At 44.4% G+C, this 17,281-nt stretch carries 17 protein-coding genes; 6 read left to right on the forward strand and 11 right to left on the reverse strand.

Translation table 11 applies throughout. The annotated features are described in order from the left end of the window. The first annotated feature begins 13 nt into the window (after positions 1–13). Positions 14–1,291 carry an L-cysteine desulfidase family protein gene (locus AACR11_RS22885; RefSeq protein ID WP_009698544.1) on the forward strand — a complete coding sequence of 426 codons (1,278 nt, stop codon included), beginning with the start codon at positions 14–16 and terminating at the stop codon, positions 1,289–1,291. 29 nt (positions 1,292–1,320) lie between these two features. Continuing rightward, the gene (locus AACR11_RS22890) at positions 1,321–1,977 is read left to right on the forward strand and encodes a helix-turn-helix transcriptional regulator (protein WP_005452072.1); all 657 of its coding nucleotides are present in this window, start codon (positions 1,321–1,323) and stop codon (positions 1,975–1,977) included. Here AACR11_RS22890 and AACR11_RS22895 read toward each other — a convergent pair. After that, positions 1,974–2,222: a YkgJ family cysteine cluster protein gene (locus AACR11_RS22895; RefSeq protein ID WP_005452071.1), complete on the reverse strand. Its 249-nt coding sequence runs from the start codon at positions 2,220–2,222 to the stop codon at positions 1,974–1,976. The genes AACR11_RS22890 and AACR11_RS22895 overlap by 4 nt on opposite strands. 221 nt (positions 2,223–2,443) lie before the next feature. Here AACR11_RS22895 and AACR11_RS22900 point away from each other — a divergent pair, with 221 nt between their 5' ends. Continuing rightward, positions 2,444–2,881: a YcgN family cysteine cluster protein gene (locus AACR11_RS22900; protein ID WP_005452070.1), complete on the forward strand. Its 438-nt coding sequence runs from the start codon at positions 2,444–2,446 to the stop codon at positions 2,879–2,881. Between the two features lie 184 nt (positions 2,882–3,065). After that, positions 3,066–3,776, forward strand: coding sequence for a spondin domain-containing protein (locus AACR11_RS22905; protein WP_029790488.1), 711 nt, complete (start codon positions 3,066–3,068; stop codon positions 3,774–3,776). A 54-nt stretch (positions 3,777–3,830) separates the two neighbouring features. Here AACR11_RS22905 and AACR11_RS22910 read toward each other — a convergent pair whose 3' ends face one another. Continuing rightward, complete coding sequence (locus tag AACR11_RS22910; protein ID WP_005452067.1) at positions 3,831–4,082, reverse strand: GlsB/YeaQ/YmgE family stress response membrane protein; 252 nt, start codon at positions 4,080–4,082, stop codon at positions 3,831–3,833. A gap of 325 nt (positions 4,083–4,407) precedes the next feature. On the opposite strand from AACR11_RS22910, the gene AACR11_RS22915 reads away from it, so the two are divergent. Further along, positions 4,408–6,099, forward strand: coding sequence for a mechanosensitive ion channel family protein (locus tag AACR11_RS22915; protein WP_029790487.1), 1,692 nt, complete (start codon positions 4,408–4,410; stop codon positions 6,097–6,099). Between the two features lie 62 nt (positions 6,100–6,161). Here AACR11_RS22915 and AACR11_RS22920 read toward each other — a convergent pair whose 3' ends face one another. The 9 genes from AACR11_RS22920 to AACR11_RS22960 all read right to left on the reverse strand — a co-directional run bounded on the left by AACR11_RS22920 (position 6,162) and on the right by AACR11_RS22960 (position 15,735). Further along, entirely contained in the window at positions 6,162–6,446 is a 285-nt protein-coding gene (locus tag AACR11_RS22920; protein ID WP_029790485.1) for a putative quinol monooxygenase, read from the reverse strand. A gap of 25 nt (positions 6,447–6,471) precedes the next feature. Continuing rightward, entirely contained in the window at positions 6,472–6,867 is a 396-nt protein-coding gene (locus AACR11_RS22925) for a VOC family protein (RefSeq protein WP_005452061.1), read from the reverse strand. An 83-nt stretch (positions 6,868–6,950) separates the two neighbouring features. After that, positions 6,951–7,247, reverse strand: coding sequence for a ribbon-helix-helix domain-containing protein (locus AACR11_RS22930; protein ID WP_029790484.1), 297 nt, complete (start codon positions 7,245–7,247; stop codon positions 6,951–6,953). A gap of 139 nt (positions 7,248–7,386) precedes the next feature. Then, entirely contained in the window at positions 7,387–8,964 is a 1,578-nt protein-coding gene (locus tag AACR11_RS22935; RefSeq protein WP_029790483.1) for an alkaline phosphatase, read from the reverse strand. A gap of 174 nt (positions 8,965–9,138) precedes the next feature. Continuing rightward, positions 9,139–11,037: a BCCT family transporter gene (locus tag AACR11_RS22940; RefSeq protein ID WP_029790482.1), complete on the reverse strand. Its 1,899-nt coding sequence runs from the start codon at positions 11,035–11,037 to the stop codon at positions 9,139–9,141. 121 nt (positions 11,038–11,158) lie between these two features. Beyond that, the gene (locus AACR11_RS22945; RefSeq protein WP_005452054.1) at positions 11,159–11,518 is read right to left on the reverse strand and encodes a hypothetical protein; all 360 of its coding nucleotides are present in this window, start codon (positions 11,516–11,518) and stop codon (positions 11,159–11,161) included. A 196-nt stretch (positions 11,519–11,714) separates the two neighbouring features. Continuing rightward, positions 11,715–12,662, reverse strand: a complete 948-nt coding sequence (locus AACR11_RS22950; RefSeq protein ID WP_029790481.1) for a ChaN family lipoprotein — start codon at positions 12,660–12,662, stop codon at positions 11,715–11,717. 83 nt (positions 12,663–12,745) lie between these two features. Next, on the reverse strand, positions 12,746–13,588 hold the full coding sequence (gene rlmA / locus AACR11_RS22955) for a 23S rRNA (guanine(745)-N(1))-methyltransferase (RefSeq protein ID WP_017189340.1): 843 nt from the start codon (positions 13,586–13,588) through the stop codon (positions 12,746–12,748). 110 nt (positions 13,589–13,698) lie between these two features. Then, positions 13,699–15,735: a methyl-accepting chemotaxis protein gene (locus tag AACR11_RS22960; protein WP_029790480.1), complete on the reverse strand. Its 2,037-nt coding sequence runs from the start codon at positions 15,733–15,735 to the stop codon at positions 13,699–13,701. Between the two features lie 339 nt (positions 15,736–16,074). Here AACR11_RS22960 and AACR11_RS22965 point away from each other — a divergent pair, with 339 nt between their 5' ends. Then, entirely contained in the window at positions 16,075–17,043 is a 969-nt protein-coding gene (locus AACR11_RS22965) for a nucleoside hydrolase (RefSeq protein ID WP_029790479.1), read from the forward strand. Positions 17,044–17,281 lie beyond the last annotated feature (238 nt).

Here is a 17,281-nt window from a genome sequence, read left to right on the forward strand (position 1 = left end):
ACGGAGAAAAAACATGAATCAGCAATGGAACCAATATATCCAAATCATTAAGCAAGTTGTAAAACCTGCACTCGGATGTACAGAACCCATTGCTGCTGCATACGCGGCAGCAGTTGCAAAACGTGAGCTTGGATGCCAGACCCCAGAGATGATAGAAGTCCGTGTCTCTGACAATCTATTTAAAAACTCAATGGGAGTTTATGTCCCTGGAACCGGAAAGATTGGTCTAAAGATTGCCGCATCTGTAGGTGCGTTGGCCGGCGACCCTAATGCCGAATTGGAAGTTCTTGCCCATATTAATCAAGACAATGTGACTGCTGCTCAACAACTGATTGATGAAGAGCGCGTTAGCGTTGCGCGCATTGATACCCAAGAATTCATCTTTTGCAGCGTCACCATGACTGCTGGAGAAGACACGGTATCAGTGACAATCAGTGGTGGACACACCAACATTATTCAGATCACTCACAATGGCAAAGTGACATTTGATGCGCCCCAACAGCAACGAGTTGCAACTGGGTCTGTTTGTGAAGGTGTGGACATCTCTATCAAACAAATCTACGACTTTGCACTTAAAGCGCCTTTTGAAGAGATCAAATTTATCCTACAAGCGGCTGAGCTCAACAGCTCATTAGCGCAAGAGGGTATCGATAATGGTTATGGATTGGAGATCGGTCGTACATTAAAAGGTAATATCGAGCAGGGGTTGCTTGGTAATGATTTGATGAGCCGTATCCAAATGATGACCTCTGCCGCCTCGGATGCACGTATGGGGGGAGCTACGCTACCAGCCATGAGTAACTTTGGCAGTGGTAACCAAGGTATCGCGGCTACTATGCCAGTGGTCATTGCAGCAGAGGTTTTCCAAAGTACTGAAGAGCAATTAGCTCGTGCGTTAATCATGAGTCACTTAGGTGCGATTTACATTAAATCGTACTACCCACCGCTATCGGCGTTTTGTGGTAATACGGTCACCAGCGCCGCAGCTTCCATGGCGCTAGTATATTTGGCGGGAGGTTCGTTTGAACAGTCATGTTATGCGATTCAGAACGTGATTAGCGATAGTTCGGGCATGGTATGTGATGGAGCGAAATCGTCCTGCGCGATGAAAGTCTGCACTTCCTCTACCACCGCAGTACGCTCATATTTGATGGCTATGGGTAACCACAGCGTGAAGAATCAAGGTATAGTAGGTAACGAAGTCGAACAAACGATTAGAAATGTAGGCTCGATGGTTAGACTCGGTATGCCGTATACTGACAAATCTATTATCGATATTATGTCAGCCTAGCCTCAACGTTTTTGCTAAGGGAAGTAACATTGCTGCTTAAGAAACTCACTAAAAGTGATTTAGATATTTTGAATTCAATGAAGAACGTCGTGGATGGTATTGCACGCATGTATGGTGAGCACACCGAAGTCGTTCTTCACAGCCTTGATGCGGAAGCACCGGAAATTATCAAAATTGCCAATGGTCACATTACTGAACGTGGTGAAGGTGCACCGATTACCAACTTAGCAAGAATGAAGCTGTTAGAGGGCAATGACGTTTCAGACTCGTATTTAACGAAAACGGCGAGTGGAAAGACCTTGCACTCCATTACCACGATAGTTCGCAACCCTAAAAATAAACCGATCGGATTGCTGTGTATTAACGTGGACATGGACGTACCAATGCAAGATTTCTTGCGTTCAATTATGCCGCAACAGCAAAACGAATGTTGTACAGGAGCGCGTTCACCTGAGACATTCGCGCGTAATATTGATGAGACCATCATTAGTACGATTGAAACTGTTCAATCAGAAGTGTGGATGAATGAAGCGATCACACCATCCAAACGTAACCGAGAACTGGTCACCCGTTTGCAAGGGCTGGGTATTTTCAAATACAAAGATGCGGTTTTGATGGTGGCAAATCATCTCGGTATCTCACGCGATACGATCTACCTATACCTAAGAGAGCTGGGGAACGATTAAGTGAGTTGCTCTAATTCTGTAATGTTGTTTAACGCTTCCTGATTTGTTTTGCCACACACAACCGGACATGGTTTGAAGTCGTGGCAAACTTTCGGGCGTTCTGGTTTTCCGAACAGCTTACACAGATTATCGTCATTTAATTGGATACAACGTTCACCTGCTGGTTTGCCATTTGGCATGCCTGGAATCGGGGAAGAGATGCTCGGTGCTATGCAGCATGCCCCACAACCTAATCGACAATCCATCTTAAAGCCCTCGTAAAAATGAAGGGGGCATTATGGACATTTCTCGCCAGATTGGAAGAGGCGCGCGTAAATTCATCGCAATATGATCGCATTGCTAAATGCGAACAAATCTTACTCAATATTCCTATCACTTCACTCACACCGTAAAACTTGAATTTTGATGCCCAGAGGGGTATAAAACGCACCCAATTCATTCCCACTCAGTAATAAGTAGTAAGCGTATGAGCACTCCATTTTGGCAAAGTAAATCGTTAGAGAACATGACAGAAGAAGAATGGGAATCTCTCTGTGATGGGTGTGGCAAGTGCTGTCTACACAAGCTAATGGATGAAGATACGGACGAAATTTATTACACCAATGTTGCTTGCAGTTGGCTGAACAGCAAAACGTGTTCGTGCAAAGATTACCCGAATCGTTTCACTTCAGGGGAAGAGTGCACCAAGCTAACACGTGAAGATATTGATGACTTTACTTGGCTACCGCACACTTGTGCCTACCGTTTGCTCGCAGAGGACCAACCACTACCAGAATGGCACCCACTGATAACGGGTTCCAAGTCAGCCATGCATGCTGCTGGCGAAAGTGTCAGAAACAAAGTGGTGTACGAGATAGACGTGGTGGACTGGGAAGACCATATCTTAAATCACCCCAATCGATAATATCGGAATATAACCAAGCCTTTCATGTGAGTGAAAGGCTTGTTTGTTATTGGGGGGAGTATAATTACTTTGTTGATTAGATATTGTAGAAGTCCGTTTCATTTGCATCTGTGAACAAAGCTGCTTTACTTGAGATAAGTTTTCCAGTTAACACTTTGTTAACTTTTATCTGGGGAGAGATGCGATGAAGCCTACGAAAAATAATGTTCTAACTGCCTCTGTATTGAGTCTTATGCTTTTGGGGTGTGGGGGAGATAGTTCTGGGGATAGCTCCGGTTCTACGGTTATCAATGGTGTTACCTATAAGCTTACTTTTAAGAGCGATTGGAATGCGACAAACTTCCCTACCAATTACCCGAGCGGGAGTGCTCATTTTTCTCCTTTGATCGGCATGACGCACAACGCTTCAGCTTCCCTTTTTAGCACTGGTAAGTTGGCGACTTCTGGGGTTGAAATTGTAGCAGAGGCAGGTTCAACGAATAGCATAAAAAATGAAATTGGTAACATTCAGAATTTGGGATTCAGCCAGTCTTTAATTGAAGGTGGGGATTTGCCGAATGGCCAGACTCAAGTTGAAGTGACCTTTAGCTTAGACGAAGATTTCAGTTTAGTTAGTGTGATTACTATGGTTGCACCAAGCCCAGACTGGTTTGTTGGCGTCGATAGTCTTAACTTGTTCCAAAATGGTCAATGGGTTGATGAACTGGTTGTTGAACTCAAAACTTATGATGCAGGAACCGACGACGGCGTATCATTTACGTCAGGGAATGCAGATACTTCTCCTAAAGAAAACATAACTCTGTTAACGTCTGCGGCTTCAGATACTGATTTTTCAAATGGTGTTCATCGCTCATCTGGGCAGCACATTGGTACGTTTACATTTAAGCGTCAATGAGTAATAACGAGCCTATCGTGATGTTTTGATAGGCTCTATCTGCTATGCATTACATTAGTTTTTCAAGAAGCGGTTGTAGACAAACAACAATACAAACGCGCCTAATGTGGCGGTGATGATGCTGCCGATATTTACGCCATCAGCACCGCCCAGCCCGACAAAGCTTCCCAAGAATCCGCCTACGAAGGCACCAGCAATGCCCAACACCATAGTCGCGATCCAACCGCCGCCATCATTGCCTGGCATCAGCCACTTAGCGAGTGCTCCGGCTATCAAGCCCAGAATGATCCAAGATAGAAAACCCATGATTTCTCCTTATTGATGAAACAATTAGCGTTCACTCCGTTCAATCATAGTCCATTCTTACTCAGGTGCTGTATTTGTGGCGACGGTGATGCACACCTAATCTTCAGTTTGTATCAATATCAACACAATGGAACTTGTCATAGGTTTGAGCTAATGGCGAATAAAACAGAGTAAATAATGGACATTGATTATGAATTTTGACGCTTAATTTACTAAATGCTGCTCGGTTTGCGAATTCGTGTTGTAAACTTAGAGCATCTAATTTCAAGGATTTACATTCCATTTCTCGATCGTGTTGATTGGGATTGTCTCTTACGAGGTAAAAATGACGTTACTATCCCCCCTTAAAGTGCGTTTGACCCCATGGTTGGTTTTAATGGCTCTGCTGACTCTGACAATGAGCCCTTTCATTGTACAAGCAACGGAAAGCGTTGAGACCACAGTAGATATGCCAAAAGTTTCTGCAGCAGAGAAGGCTATTGATAATATTAACCGAGACATTCTCGACTTATCTGAAAGTTTAAAGTTAGCTAGTGGAGACGAGCGCGATGCACTTCAACTACAGCTTTTCCAGAAAAACGAAGAACTGAGAAGTCGTCTCGCTACTGCGATCAGTAATAAGTCCATTCCTCATGAGAAGTTGATTGAGCTCGTACAAACTCAAGAGAAGTACTCGGAAGGTGCCGTGGTTTATCTCGATGACAAAATCAAAGCGCTGAATGAGGAAATCAATAAGTCAAAAGACGAAGATAAGCTTTCTTTAATCAATAGCTATCGTGAACTGCAACAGTATTTGGATGTGAGTTATGAATCGAGTTGGCAAAATTTAAACTGGTTGAAGAAGTTAGACGTTCAAGACGAAGATGCTGATGCTGAGTTTAAAGAGGGCGTAGATAAGCGTATGCGTCTGCTATCTGCGTCTATCGAGTACCTCAACCAGCAAAGCGAAATCATCGGTTCACAAGTCTCTTCCAGCCCAGAATCTGAAAAAGCGTCTTTACAACTGAGCCAACTGATCCTTAAACAACGCCTTAATATTGCTACCGATAGCCTTCGCAAATTAATTTCGATTGGTGACAAAGTAGGGCTGGAGACGTCTGAGTATAAACGTCAGATATTTGAAGTGACAGGTAGCATCACCCATGATCTTCTGAACTCAAAAGTCATTCTGTCTATCCTGAGTCATTGGTCGAACTCTGCGGTAGATTGGTTCGCGGAGAATGCGCCACAGCATGTTTTCCAGCTTTTTGTCTTTGCCCTGATCTTATTGATTGCTCGTTCATTGGCGAAGTTAACCCGAAAAGTCGTGAGTAAAACGGTAGCCTCTAAGAATTTGAAATTGTCGCATTTGATGCAAGATTTCTTTATTTCGATGTCGGGCAAGGCGGTATGGATCATCGGTATCATGGTCGGTTTGTCTCAAATCGGTTTAAACCTTGCTCCAATCCTAACTGGTTTCGGTATCGCCGGTGTGATCATTGGTTTTGCATTACAAGATACATTATCGAATTTTGCGGCAGGCATGATGCTGCTGATCTATCGCCCATTTGATGTTGGCGATTTCGTATACGCGGGTGGTGTTGACGGTAAGGTAAGCCACATGAGTTTGGTGAATACTACGATTCGTACATTCGATAACCAAATTATCATTGTGCCAAACAGCAAGATTTGGGGCGATGTGATTAAGAACGTGACGCACGAGCGTATTCGTCGAGTTGATATGGTCTTTGGTATTAGCTATGCCGATGATCTGCTAAAAGCAGAAGAAGTTCTGAATGATATAGTCACGTCTCACCCTTCAGTGCTTCGCTCACCAGAGCCAAACATCAAGGTTCATACGCTAAATACATCATCGGTTGATTTTATTGTTCGCCCTTGGGTGAAAACCGACGATTATTGGGATGTGTACTGGGATGTGACAAAAGAAGTGAAATTGCGTTTTGACCGCGAAGGTATTTCGATTCCTTTCCCGCAGCAAGATGTTCATTTACATATGGTCGACAAGAAAGACGCGTAACTCTCTCAACAGAAACTAAAGGCACTCACTTGAGTGCCTTTTTTATTTTTGTGCTTTAACGCTTATAGCTCTTCAAAGAAGGTGATTTTTGGCTCACTAGTTAGTAAACCATCGATAGCACTAAGCAGAGCTTGGAAATGTTCAGTATTACAGTGTTGGTCAAAAGCCGCTTGGTCAGCAAATTGCTCTTGGAACAAAAATTGGCAAGCGTCATTTTTGTCTTGGAAAAGTTGGTAACGCACGCATCCTTCTTCATTACGAGTTGGCACTAACATAGCTTCTAGTGCCTGCTTAAGTGTCGATGTGTGTTCTGGTTTTGCGTGAAATGCAGCAGTTAAATGAATCATAGTTATGTTTACTTCTTTGTTGTTATTAAAGGTAACGACCTTGTCGTTGTAAGAATTCGATTTTGTAACCGTCAGGATCGGTGACGAAGAAGAAGGTTGCTAAGTGTTTTTGCTGATGGTCAAACACCTTGATATCACTTGCCTCAATATCAAGTGATGTTAAGCGGCGGTGTGCGGCTTCAATGTCTTCAACACTCACCGCAAGGTGACCATAACCCGAGCCGTGAGTGTACGGTTCGCTTTGGTCATGATTGTGAGTCAGTTCAAGTTCGAACCCTGTTTCTGAGTTCGCTAGGTAAGTAAGAGAAAAGCCGTCGAATACGTATTGGTCTTTGATTTCTAGCTCAAGTGCGTCGCGGTAGAACTTAAGAGAACGCTCCAGATCGCTTACGCGGATCATGGTATGAATTATTTTTGTCATGAGTACTCCTTAATCGTGCGCCTAGACTAGTCAGTTTCGACGCGCAATGGGTAGTACTCAGGTACGACAATAAAATGCAGGGATCAGTGTTGCTCGCTCAAAGCTCTTTCAATCGTTGCCTGAGGTTGGCGGGCGTAGGTGAGGCAAGCGCAACGAAGTAGGGAAGCAAAGTTGTTGACTTCACCGTTGTGTTCCAGCGCTTCTTGGTAAACAGTGCTGATGAATTTTGGTACCGTCATGTCTTGTGCTGAGGCAATTTCTTCTAGTGTCAGCCAGAAACTTGATTCGAGCTTCACACTGGTTGCATGACCATCAATTCGAATCGAACGGGTCACAAACTGATAATTTTCCTGGGGCTGTTTGGCAAATATTTCACACATAGCATTGGTCATTTTTATAAATATTTGGCAAATAGTGGAGCGCGAAGCGCGAAGCGTCAACCGTTTCAATGTAAAAAAACGCCCTCAAACGAGGGCGTTGAAGTTTCATCAGAAGATGAAAGTAAGTGCAGAGCGGAAATTATTTAATTTGTTGAATGAGGTATTCGCCCAGTTGTGAGTGATGCATGATCTTTGATACTGGCAGGATGGTCCCCGCAGGTCCCCAAGCGAATACATTGACCGGCGTATGCGTGTGTGTACCCGTTCCCCACACTGTATTTTGTTTGGTCGCTTGTTCTCGAGCCAACAAGTTTCCACGATCGTTGTATGGGAAAAAAGCATCAAAATCATTGATTGCTGGAACATTCTCTTCACTCAGGTACTTGTGGCTTGCCAGTCGGTAAGGGTTTGGCTTACTTGCCAATACGCGCTCAGCTTGCTCCGGAGTAATGGTAAAGTCGCTACTTGCATTCACGATTTCTGCTAACTTTTCTGGCGTTTGCTGCGCTTTATCGAGTTTTTGGAACTCGCTGATCATACCGTAGTAGCTTTGTTTTTGATTGTAGAGTCCATCGAGAATGTCAAACTGACCAAAGTTGAAGTTTGGTGCGTAATCACGCTTAGCAAAAGCTTCGCCACTGCGCTTTTCTGGTTTAGGAAGGTTTGCTGAGGAGTAGCTGAAGCCAAAAGAGCCTGTTTCATGGTCGGCAGTGACGATTACTAGCGTATCTTCACGACCTTTCGCCCATTCATAAACAGAATTGACGGCTTCATCAAATTTGATCAACTCATGAAGCATGGTACCTGCATCGTTGCTGTGACCTGCCCAGTCAATTTGACCGCCTTCTACCATTAAAAAGAAGCCATCTTTGTCTTTTGATAGCACATCCAGTGCTTTTTCTGTCATCTCTTTAAGGGATGGTTGGGTGCGTTTCGGGTCATTTTTGCTATGGCTGTAAGCAATGCCATCGTTCATTCCTGAGTAAGCAAATAGACCAAGAACTTTTTCTCCTTTAGCGTTTTCTAACATGTCGCGATTAAACGCTAAGCTGTAGCCTTGCTGTTGCGCTTCTGTGAGCAAGTTGCGCTCATCTTTACGCTTTGATTTTAGGTAAACATCGCCTTGGGTGAGCTTTTCAAGTTGCTTATATGTGTCGCCTTTGTCGTTGGTAGATTTTGGGATCCAATGACGAAGACCGCCAGAAAGCATGACATCAACACCCGTCTCTAGCATGTCGACGGCGATACTGTTTTCTAGTGAGCGGTGAGGTTGGTGCGAGGCGAAAGCGGCTGGGGTCGCGTGCGTCATTCGAGTGTCGGAAACAAGACCTGTCGCTTTACCTTTTGCCTTAGCTTTTTCTAAGATCGTTTCAACGTGGTTGCCTTGACTGTCGATACCAATTACTTCAGAAGCGGTTGGAATACCAGTGGCAAGCATGGTTGCAGAACAAGCAGAATCCACCACAATGGCATCTTCAGGGTTGGTTAACGATGAACCAATAACACCTTCCTGTGCCAGTTTATAAAGTGCGGTGGTTTCGCCTTTGTAGATTGAATTAGGTGCATGATTCGCGTAGGTCTCAAGCAAACCGACTTGTTGAGGTCCCATACCATCGCCAATCATTAAGATAACGTTTTTGATCTCTGCCGACAGAGCGCTGAAAGAGAGCGTAGATGCCGCCACTGCTGTGACGATTGGGGTCGCTAAGTGCTTCATTGTATATTCCTTATTTATAAAAGCGCTCGAATTACAACAAGGATTTATGACAAAAATACTACCGTCACAAAAGATTCATATGAGATACACAAGCGCATACTACGTCAGATACAAAAAAAGCTCACCGAAGTGAGCTTTGAGTTATGTTTAGGAGTTGAAAGTCATGGGCTAAAGCTACACTGCGTAAGAGGTACTTTGGGCCACGATTTGATTAAACTCGGCTCTGGATTGCTGGGCAGTTTCCGATAACTCGAGTTTTCTCTCTTTTGCCTTCATCACATTATCCAATAGGGCTTGCAACTCCTCTTGCATATCCTGCGGTAAGTGATGATCGGCAAAATCATTGTCGTCACTATGTTCAAGAGCGAAAGCACGAATGCGTTTACGCAGTGTCATCAATTGTGCCAGTGCGTCACGCTCTTGCTCCGCGGCTTCTTGAGCGGCGTCACGTGCGCGCTCAAACCTAGCCATTGCCATCCCTTCTGTTGACCAAGGATCAAACTCTGGTAGCTCTTCAATATTAATGGTTGGTTCGATGTAATCTTCCTGATGTCGAATATCCAATGTTGTCGCTCGAACAGCCGACACCATGAGCATAATTGAGATGCCAAGTAGAGGTAAGCCTCCAACAATCGCCGCTGTTTGTAAGGTGCTTAGTCCCCCCATAAACATCAGAACAGTAGGCAGAAAAGACAACGTAAATGCCCAGAACATTCGGTTCCAACGCATTGGCTCCTCAGTGATGTTGTTTTGTACAACAGAGGCCAGAATGTATGAAATCGAATCAAAAGTCGTCGCTGTAAAAATGATGCACAGCAAGGTAAATACAGCGATAACAAAATAGCTCACCGGTAATGCATCAAGCATCGAGAATATCGCTGCTGTAGCGCCTTCGGCATTCAAAATGCCGACGACATCGAGTTCTCCGGATAACTGTAAAGACAAGCCGTAGTTACCTAAGATCATGAAAAATAGGAAGCAGCCCAGTGAACCAAAGAAGATGGAACCGGAAACCATCTGCTTGATGGTACGACCGCGAGAAATGCGAGCGACAAACAGTCCCATACTTGGAGCGAAGACTAGCCACCACGCCCAGTAGAAGATGGTCCAATCTTGTGGGAAATGTGTGTTGTCAAAAGTGCCGTATCCACCAAATGGCTCTGCCCATGTCGCCATAACAAAGAAGTTAGATAACATACGACCAATCGAATCTAAGCCTGTCTCCAGCATGAAGATGGTTGGTCCTACTGCCAACACAAAGGCTAGTAGTCCCATCGCTCCCCAGAAGTTAATGTTGCTTAGTACTTTGATGCCTTTTTCCATGCCTGCGTAAGAGGAGTAAGCAAAGATCGCAGTACAGATCAGCAATACAAGCACTTGACTGTAAGTATTTTTAGGCATGCCGAAGAGGTAATGCAGACCTTCTCCGATCAAAGGTGCAGCTAAGCCTAAACTGGTTGCTGCGCCGCCAAGTAGACCGAAGATAAACAGTACGTCAACAATCTTGCCAGCGGTACCTTTGCTGCGTTCTTCGCCAAGTACTGGCATCAATGCACTGGAGACTTTCAGTACGGGTTGTTTTCTTACGTAGAAGAAGTACGCAATTGGTAATGCAGGAATAAGGTAGATAGACCAGGCAATTGGTCCCCAGTGGAACAGACCGTAAGTTGCAGCCCAACGTACAGCTTCTTCGCTACCAGGCTCTAGTTGAAACGGAGGAGACTGGTAATAGTATGCCCACTCGATACAGCCCCAATAGAGGATACTTGCCCCGATGCCGCCACAGAACAGCATTGCGGCCCACGATGCCGTGGTGAATTCTGGCTTTTCATCAGGATCGCCTAACTTGATTTGACCCATGTCGCTAAAAACGACATAAATCATGAAAATAAAAGCGGCAAGCCCTAGTGCAAGGTATAAGAAACCGAGCTTGTCAGTCATAAAGGTTTTAGCAACGGCAATCCATTGTGCACCTTCAGCCGGAAACAAAATTAAAGGGAAAACAATCGAAAGGAGCAGCGCGATTGCGCCAAAAAAAGTGGGTTTGTCTATAAGCGAAAATGCGTTTTTCACAGTTCATCGTCCGTTAATGAATAGTTTTCCATTATGGACTTGGACAAAAAAAGCGTTCAAATGAGGTTACTTATCGTAACGAAAGAAACTCTTGTTTAACCTGATGCCAAACGGTTAACGCCTAAACAAGAGCTAAGATGATACCACCAACCGTGAGGGCTGCTGAAAGATATTGACCTGCAGAGTAAGAGCCATCTTCCTCTTCTTCGATAGTGTGAGGATGGTCCATACCCAGCGCTCCATGAGCAAAAGATTCGACTTTGTCGCCAACGGTTTGGTTTTCGAGTTCCGCCTTCTTGCTTTCATGATCGATTTGCTGAAGCGCAGCGAGTAGTGCTTTCCCTTCACTAGAGAGTGATACTTTATTTTGCTCAATCTTTAATGGTGCGCCATCGGTGATTTTTTCGCTGGCTTTCGCTTGTTCAACTTTATTTTGTTGAGCAGCGTATGTATTGACTGAATTGCTTCCTACTGGATTCATCTGTTACCCCTTCGAACAACGACACTCTCTGATTGAGTGCAGGTAAAAAGCAGTTATCTTTATATCGACGGCAATAGATATATCTTGAATCAATCAGAAAAAAATAGGTCTGTTTTTGCCGCTTCTTAGGTATACAAACCAAGTTGCTTGCAAAAAGCAGACCTATTTCTCTATATCGGTTGTAAGATGCTTCTGATTACTTACATTGAAGGTCACTGTTGCGTGTTGCTAGGTGCTTGTACGCTGCCATTCGGTTGGCATCTTGTACATAACGCACTGGTGGAGAAAGTACTTCTAGTTGGTAATCCAAACTTTCCGAAGTAACCTCTGCTGTTGGGGTAATAACAACGACTTTTAGGTCTGGGTTACGGCGTAAAATGGAAGCAGCAGTGCCCAAACCATCTTCTGTGTGGAACTTACCGGCTATATGCACGACTTGAGTGTCAGGGTGTTTTGCAAGGTATTTGACGATCGAGTCCGCCATCGTTTCATCCCAAGTAACCTGAGCGGCGTATTGTTTCTCTGTTTGCTCTGGCTTGCCATGGTGCATAGATGCCATGAACTTTTCTTTGTATGGGCTGTTTGCCGTATTTACTTCATCAGCGATGAAGCTGCGCTCGTCACTGTCGAGCTTATTTATGTAATCTGCACCCTGACGACCGATACAGCGAACGATGTTCTTCGGTGCGTTTGCTGCGATCACAGGAATATCGGCTTGCTTAGCAAATTCCACCAAAGGACGGTAATCGCTTTCGTAGTTCGGCCATGCGTTGCTCTGCTTCATGAAGTACTGCTCGCCAATCTCTCCATCAAGGTAAGCGTCTAAGATAGCTTGTTTGTCGCGAGTAACTTGTTCCATTGAAAGTGCTATAGGACGGTCTGTCTTTGACAGCTGTTTGAGCATATCTGTTTGAAAACGATGGATACCTGCGTGAGTGTGCCATTCACCAATTAAAATAACGTCTGCTTGTTGTAATTCAGAGGGTAATTGGTTGATTGAGATGGCTTTACCAGCAGGGTCATGTAGCTGGTAGTCATAGAAACTGGTTACGTCACCAGTTATCGCGTCAGGAGCGGTGGGTGCGTTTGAAGCACAGCCAGTTAGCAAGCCTGCAAAAATCAGACTTAGTGTAGAAAAGCGCATTAAAAAGCCTCCAAAAATGTCCGGACGATATTAATGGAGGCTGATAAATGAATCAATGGTAATGAGAATAATTAGCGTTACATTTATTCTTCGGTACCTGCTTGAGTCGTTTTCTTACGGTAAACACGCAACATAAAGTCAGCCTCACATTGGAAAAGTGTAGATGACTTTAGCTCGTCACGAAGTTCATCGCTGGCTTTCCATGCAAATGGTGTCATTTGCAGCAAATCGAATGCGACGCCATCTTTTAAGTCCATGGTGTAGTTCAGCTTCTGTTGGTACTCTAATTCGAAACCTTCGATGTGCTCTGGCTCTTCATTGTGCAGGCGAACTTCTTGATAAATGCGTTCGCGGAACTGATACAAGTGGCGACCCGCTGGCGTCACAGTGATCACCACACCATTGTCTTTGATAACACGCTGCAATTCTTCTGCTTTGCATGGTGCATAGATGCGCAAAATAGCATCCAGAGACCGATCTGCATATGGTAGCCGATGGCTTGATGCAACACTGAAATCGCAATGTGGGTAGCGTTTAGACGCATAACGAATAGCGACTTTTGAGATATCTAACCCATAGACATTGGCGTTTTCATCTTGTGCATGTAATGAGCGCTGAACTTGGTCTGTGTAGTAACCTTCACCACAGCCAATATCCAATAACTGATGACTTGTACCTTGAGTATAGGTTGCACAAAGACGAGCGACTTCTTGGCGCATTGGGTCGTAATGATTTCCCTCAAGAAAGCGACGACGCGCCTGCATCATCTCTTTGTTGTCACCTGGATCTTTTGAGCGTTTGTGGTGTGCTGGCATCAAGTTTACGTAGCCTTCTTTCGCTAGGTCGAATTGATGATTGTTTTCACATTTAAACGTCTTTGCGGTGAGCTCAAGAGGTTGATGACATAGAGGACATTGATAGTTCATGACGATCTCTGGACAAGAAGTAGGGCGGCAGATTCTATCAAAAAGGGGGTGGGTAAGCGAAACAAAAAAGAGCCGAAAATATCGGCTCTTTGATGGTTTTACTTGATGGCTTAGTGGAAGAAGTCCACTTGGTGTTTCAAGTTTTGTGCTTGCTGTTGCAGCTCGGTCGCACTGTGTGATGTTTTTGCACTTGTGTCACGGCTTTCACGATTCAACTCACTGATAGAGTGAGCATTTGCCGCGATTTCTTGAGAAACTTGTGCTTGTTCTTCAGACGTTGCCGCAATTGCGTCTGCTTGAGAGGCGATGGATTGAACTTGACCCGCAATGGCTTCAAGCGCAGTGCCTGCTTCTTGTGCCTTATCAAGTACCTTATTCGCGTTTTGCTGACTTTCCGTCATCATGCTTACGGCATTGCTTGTTGAGCCTTTAAGTTTCTCAATGATTTCCACAACGTCTTTCACCGAGGTTTGAGTGCGATGAGCCAGTGTACGAACTTCATCTGCTACGACCGCAAAGCCACGACCCTGCTCACCAGCTCGCGCTGCTTCAATTGCAGCATTAAGAGCGAGTAGGTTAGTTTGCTCAGCAATTTCATCAATCATTTTCGTGACAGTTTGGATGCTTTCACTATCACGGTTTACTTGCTCAATCGCTGCCGCAGATTGGTCTAGCTGATCGTTGAGCTGTGCCACATCAATGCAAACCCCTTCAACTACGCCCAAACCAGATTGGCTATCTGTATTTGCAGAGCGGACGTTTTCTGCAATTTGTTCAACCTGTTGTGCAACGGATTGAGCGGATGATGCCATCTCCTCAATCGCAGTCACAACTTGTTCAACCTGTTCTTGCTGAAGATCGGATTGCATCAAGTTGCGGTTCGCATCATCCACAACACTTGTTGAGTTGCTCTCAACTTGGTCGCTTGTTGTTCGAATTTGACCAACTAACTCGTTCAATTGCCCCGCCATGTTAGCGACGCCGTTGTTCAGGTTAATGATTTCATTTTTAGACGCTTTTCCTGATGCAGGAATATCAATACTTACTTCACCTTTCGCTAAGCGGTTCATATAACCGTTCAGTACAGTGAGTGGGTTTAGCATGCGGTTTAGAACCAATGTCAGCACCAAAAATGTCGCCGCAGCAACAATGACAGAGATAGTCGCGATCAGTTTAAGCAACGTTTGGCTGCCTTTGGTCACTTCGTGGATAAATGTGCCACCCAACAGCTTCCAATTCCAACCAGGCACTTGAGTGTAAACAAGGTATTTCTCACCTACCGTTCCTTGATATTCAAATGGGTATCGAATCAGACCACTGTCTTGTTCGAATAATTGGTGGAAAGGCTTGTTACCGTTGTAGTCAGCAACTTCTTGAATCGGTGGCTCACTTTCTGTTCGTGTTGGATGAAGAAGGTAGTGACCTTGGTTACTTTTCTCATTATCCAAGATAATGGTGTAACCCGTATCTCCCCATTTTACAGTCTTTAATGAGTTGAAGAGATCTTGTGTCGCGCGCTCAACAGGGAGACCGATAAAAGAAATTCCTTGGACCTTACCATTTGCACCTTTTAAAGGGGCGTAGTAGGTGATGTAGCGCTCACCATAAAGTTTGATTTGTGCGTAGTAAGGCTGACCACTCATAAGTTTCTGATAGCCCGGGTGATTTTGACCAAGTGTCGTTCCCAGAGCTCGCTTACCTTGAGGATCTTTTAATGATGTTGCAACACGAATGAAATCATTTCCTAGTGGGGCAAATAGCGTTGCGATAGCGCCAGTATCACGCGTAAAGGTATCCACCAATTTGGTATCACCAATCAGGCTTTCGCTGTATTGGGTAATGTTTGGAACCTGATGACCTTGAAAGTCGACAGTGTAATTCTCTACATATACACCAGCTAGATACCCATTACGGAAAGTTGATTCCAGAACTTCTGCCGTGTGTAAATAAGCGTTGAATTGACCGGCAATGGTTTTTGCCATCGATTCAACTTTAGATTGATGTTCTTTGAGGGTGTTTTCTAAAAGTACGTTAGAAGCGTTTTGATAAACAAGCGCAGCAATGCTTGAAAATGCGATGAGTAGACACAGCGTGATTACCAGCTTTAGCTGAAAACCGACACTTTGGTTTCGATAATTGTCTAGCATGTAGTGTCATTCCTGATATTTTTCGATGTTATAAATCTTGTATCGGCATGCTATCGATTTATATGACGTGTTTTTTTGATTTTTATTAAGTTAGTTGTCAAAAAACCACCGCAACCAATAGCTTAGGCACTAACTGACCGTTAATTAAGCAATTTTCTTTCAAAAAAAGCTCGAAACTTTGATTTTAAGTTGGAGCAATGATGACCAATTTCCTTTCGCTAGATCGAGCTGTCGTCTAGAGATGTAGGATGACAAAACTCATACCTTAGATTTTTGTCACGTTTATCCTTGTTTTTTATAGGTATTGTTAGTGCTTCCTTGCGTGAAATAGATGCTCATATGACAAAGAAAATCATTCTAGACACAGACCCAGGTATCGATGATGCGATGGCTATTCTTTTTGCAGAAGCTCATCCGGATATCGAGCTTATGGGTATCACTACCGTTTATGGTAATGCGACCATAGACAATGCGACTCACAACGCGCTGTACCTAAAACAGAAGTTTGGTATGAATGCTATCGTTGCCAAGGGGGCGGATAAACCTTTAATAAAAGCACCTGTCGGAGCGACGGTTGTCGTGCATGGCGAAGAAGGCTTTGGTGATGTGAAGGCACCAAGCTCACTGAATGTAACTGCTATTGATAAGCCCGCTTATCAGTACATTATCGATAGTGTTCGTGAGCAGCCGGGAGAGATTACCTTAGTGGCTGTTGGCCCACTTACTAACCTTGCTCTGGCACTGGAAGCGGACCCTGAAATTGTTCACTTAGTTAAGGAAGTGGTTGTGATGGGTGGCGCTTTTGGTGAGAACGGCCATAGAGGCAATGTCACGCCATACGCAGAAGCAAATATTCATGATGATCCTCATGCCGCAGACAAGGTATTTACTGCATCATGGCCGGTGGTGATTATTGGGTTAGATGTCACAGAGGAGAGCTTCTTTACTGGTCAATACCTTGATCAACTTCGAGATGATGCAGGGGAAGTGGGGCAGTTTATTTGGGATGTGAGCCGTTACTACCTGAAGTTTTATTCGGAAAAGGTAGGGATGGATGGATGTCATGTTCACGATCCTTCCGCTATTGCCTATGTGATTGACCCAACACTCTTCAATCTGCGTTGTGGGGCTGTAAGAGTGGTTACTGATGGACCGGCAGAAGGTATGACGATCCAGAAAGCCGATCAGCGCAAATATATGAATGATGAATGGAGCGTATTCTCTGCGCAAAATGTCGGGGTAGGAGTGAAGAATGAGGCACTACTTTCGCTTTATCGAGAATCGATTATTCGTTATGGCACGCAATAACACAGATGAGTTTATCGGTAATAGTCGATGACTTGGACTGATTTCCACTGGTTGTCTGACTCGACGGGACATATGAAAGCATTCAACTTTGAAGCTTGGTTCTGATTGTCGAAGGTTAGCCCTTCAATTTTCTTAAACGGTTTGTTCGTCTCGTAGAACCTTTCAAAGGTTACTTGGGTATACATCCAAATAAAAGGGTAGCGAACAGTGGTATCAAGAAAACAGTGTGTTTCATCAT

It is taken from the genome of Vibrio sp. L85 (genome assembly GCF_963871815.1).
GTDB classification, from domain to species: domain Bacteria; phylum Pseudomonadota; class Gammaproteobacteria; order Enterobacterales; family Vibrionaceae; genus Vibrio; species Vibrio harveyi.

What these genes read in the sequence shown, in the direction of transcription:
- AACR11_RS22960 (WP_029790480.1), bottom strand. Translation starts at nt 15,735, where the DNA reads ATGCTAGACAATTATCGAAACCAAAGTGTCGGTTTTCAGCTAAAGCTG.
- AACR11_RS22920 (WP_029790485.1), bottom strand. Translation starts at nt 6,446, where the DNA reads ATGATTCATTTAACTGCTGCATTTCACGCAAAACCAGAACACACATCG.
- AACR11_RS22895 (WP_005452071.1), bottom strand. Translation starts at nt 2,222, where the DNA reads ATGGATTGTCGATTAGGTTGTGGGGCATGCTGCATAGCACCGAGCATC.
- AACR11_RS22950 (WP_029790481.1), bottom strand. Translation starts at nt 12,662, where the DNA reads ATGCGCTTTTCTACACTAAGTCTGATTTTTGCAGGCTTGCTAACTGGC.
- AACR11_RS22910 (WP_005452067.1), bottom strand. Translation starts at nt 4,082, where the DNA reads ATGGGTTTTCTATCTTGGATCATTCTGGGCTTGATAGCCGGAGCACTC.
- AACR11_RS22900 (WP_005452070.1), top strand. Translation starts at nt 2,444, where the DNA reads ATGAGCACTCCATTTTGGCAAAGTAAATCGTTAGAGAACATGACAGAA.
- AACR11_RS22945 (WP_005452054.1), bottom strand. Translation starts at nt 11,518, where the DNA reads ATGAATCCAGTAGGAAGCAATTCAGTCAATACATACGCTGCTCAACAA.
- rlmA (WP_017189340.1), bottom strand. Translation starts at nt 13,588, where the DNA reads ATGAACTATCAATGTCCTCTATGTCATCAACCTCTTGAGCTCACCGCA.
- AACR11_RS22930 (WP_029790484.1), bottom strand. Translation starts at nt 7,247, where the DNA reads ATGTGTGAAATATTTGCCAAACAGCCCCAGGAAAATTATCAGTTTGTG.
- AACR11_RS22965 (WP_029790479.1), top strand. Translation starts at nt 16,075, where the DNA reads ATGACAAAGAAAATCATTCTAGACACAGACCCAGGTATCGATGATGCG.
- AACR11_RS22925 (WP_005452061.1), bottom strand. Translation starts at nt 6,867, where the DNA reads ATGACAAAAATAATTCATACCATGATCCGCGTAAGCGATCTGGAGCGT.
- AACR11_RS22915 (WP_029790487.1), top strand. Translation starts at nt 4,408, where the DNA reads ATGACGTTACTATCCCCCCTTAAAGTGCGTTTGACCCCATGGTTGGTT.
- AACR11_RS22935 (WP_029790483.1), bottom strand. Translation starts at nt 8,964, where the DNA reads ATGAAGCACTTAGCGACCCCAATCGTCACAGCAGTGGCGGCATCTACG.
- AACR11_RS22885 (WP_009698544.1), top strand. Translation starts at nt 14, where the DNA reads ATGAATCAGCAATGGAACCAATATATCCAAATCATTAAGCAAGTTGTA.
- AACR11_RS22905 (WP_029790488.1), top strand. Translation starts at nt 3,066, where the DNA reads ATGAAGCCTACGAAAAATAATGTTCTAACTGCCTCTGTATTGAGTCTT.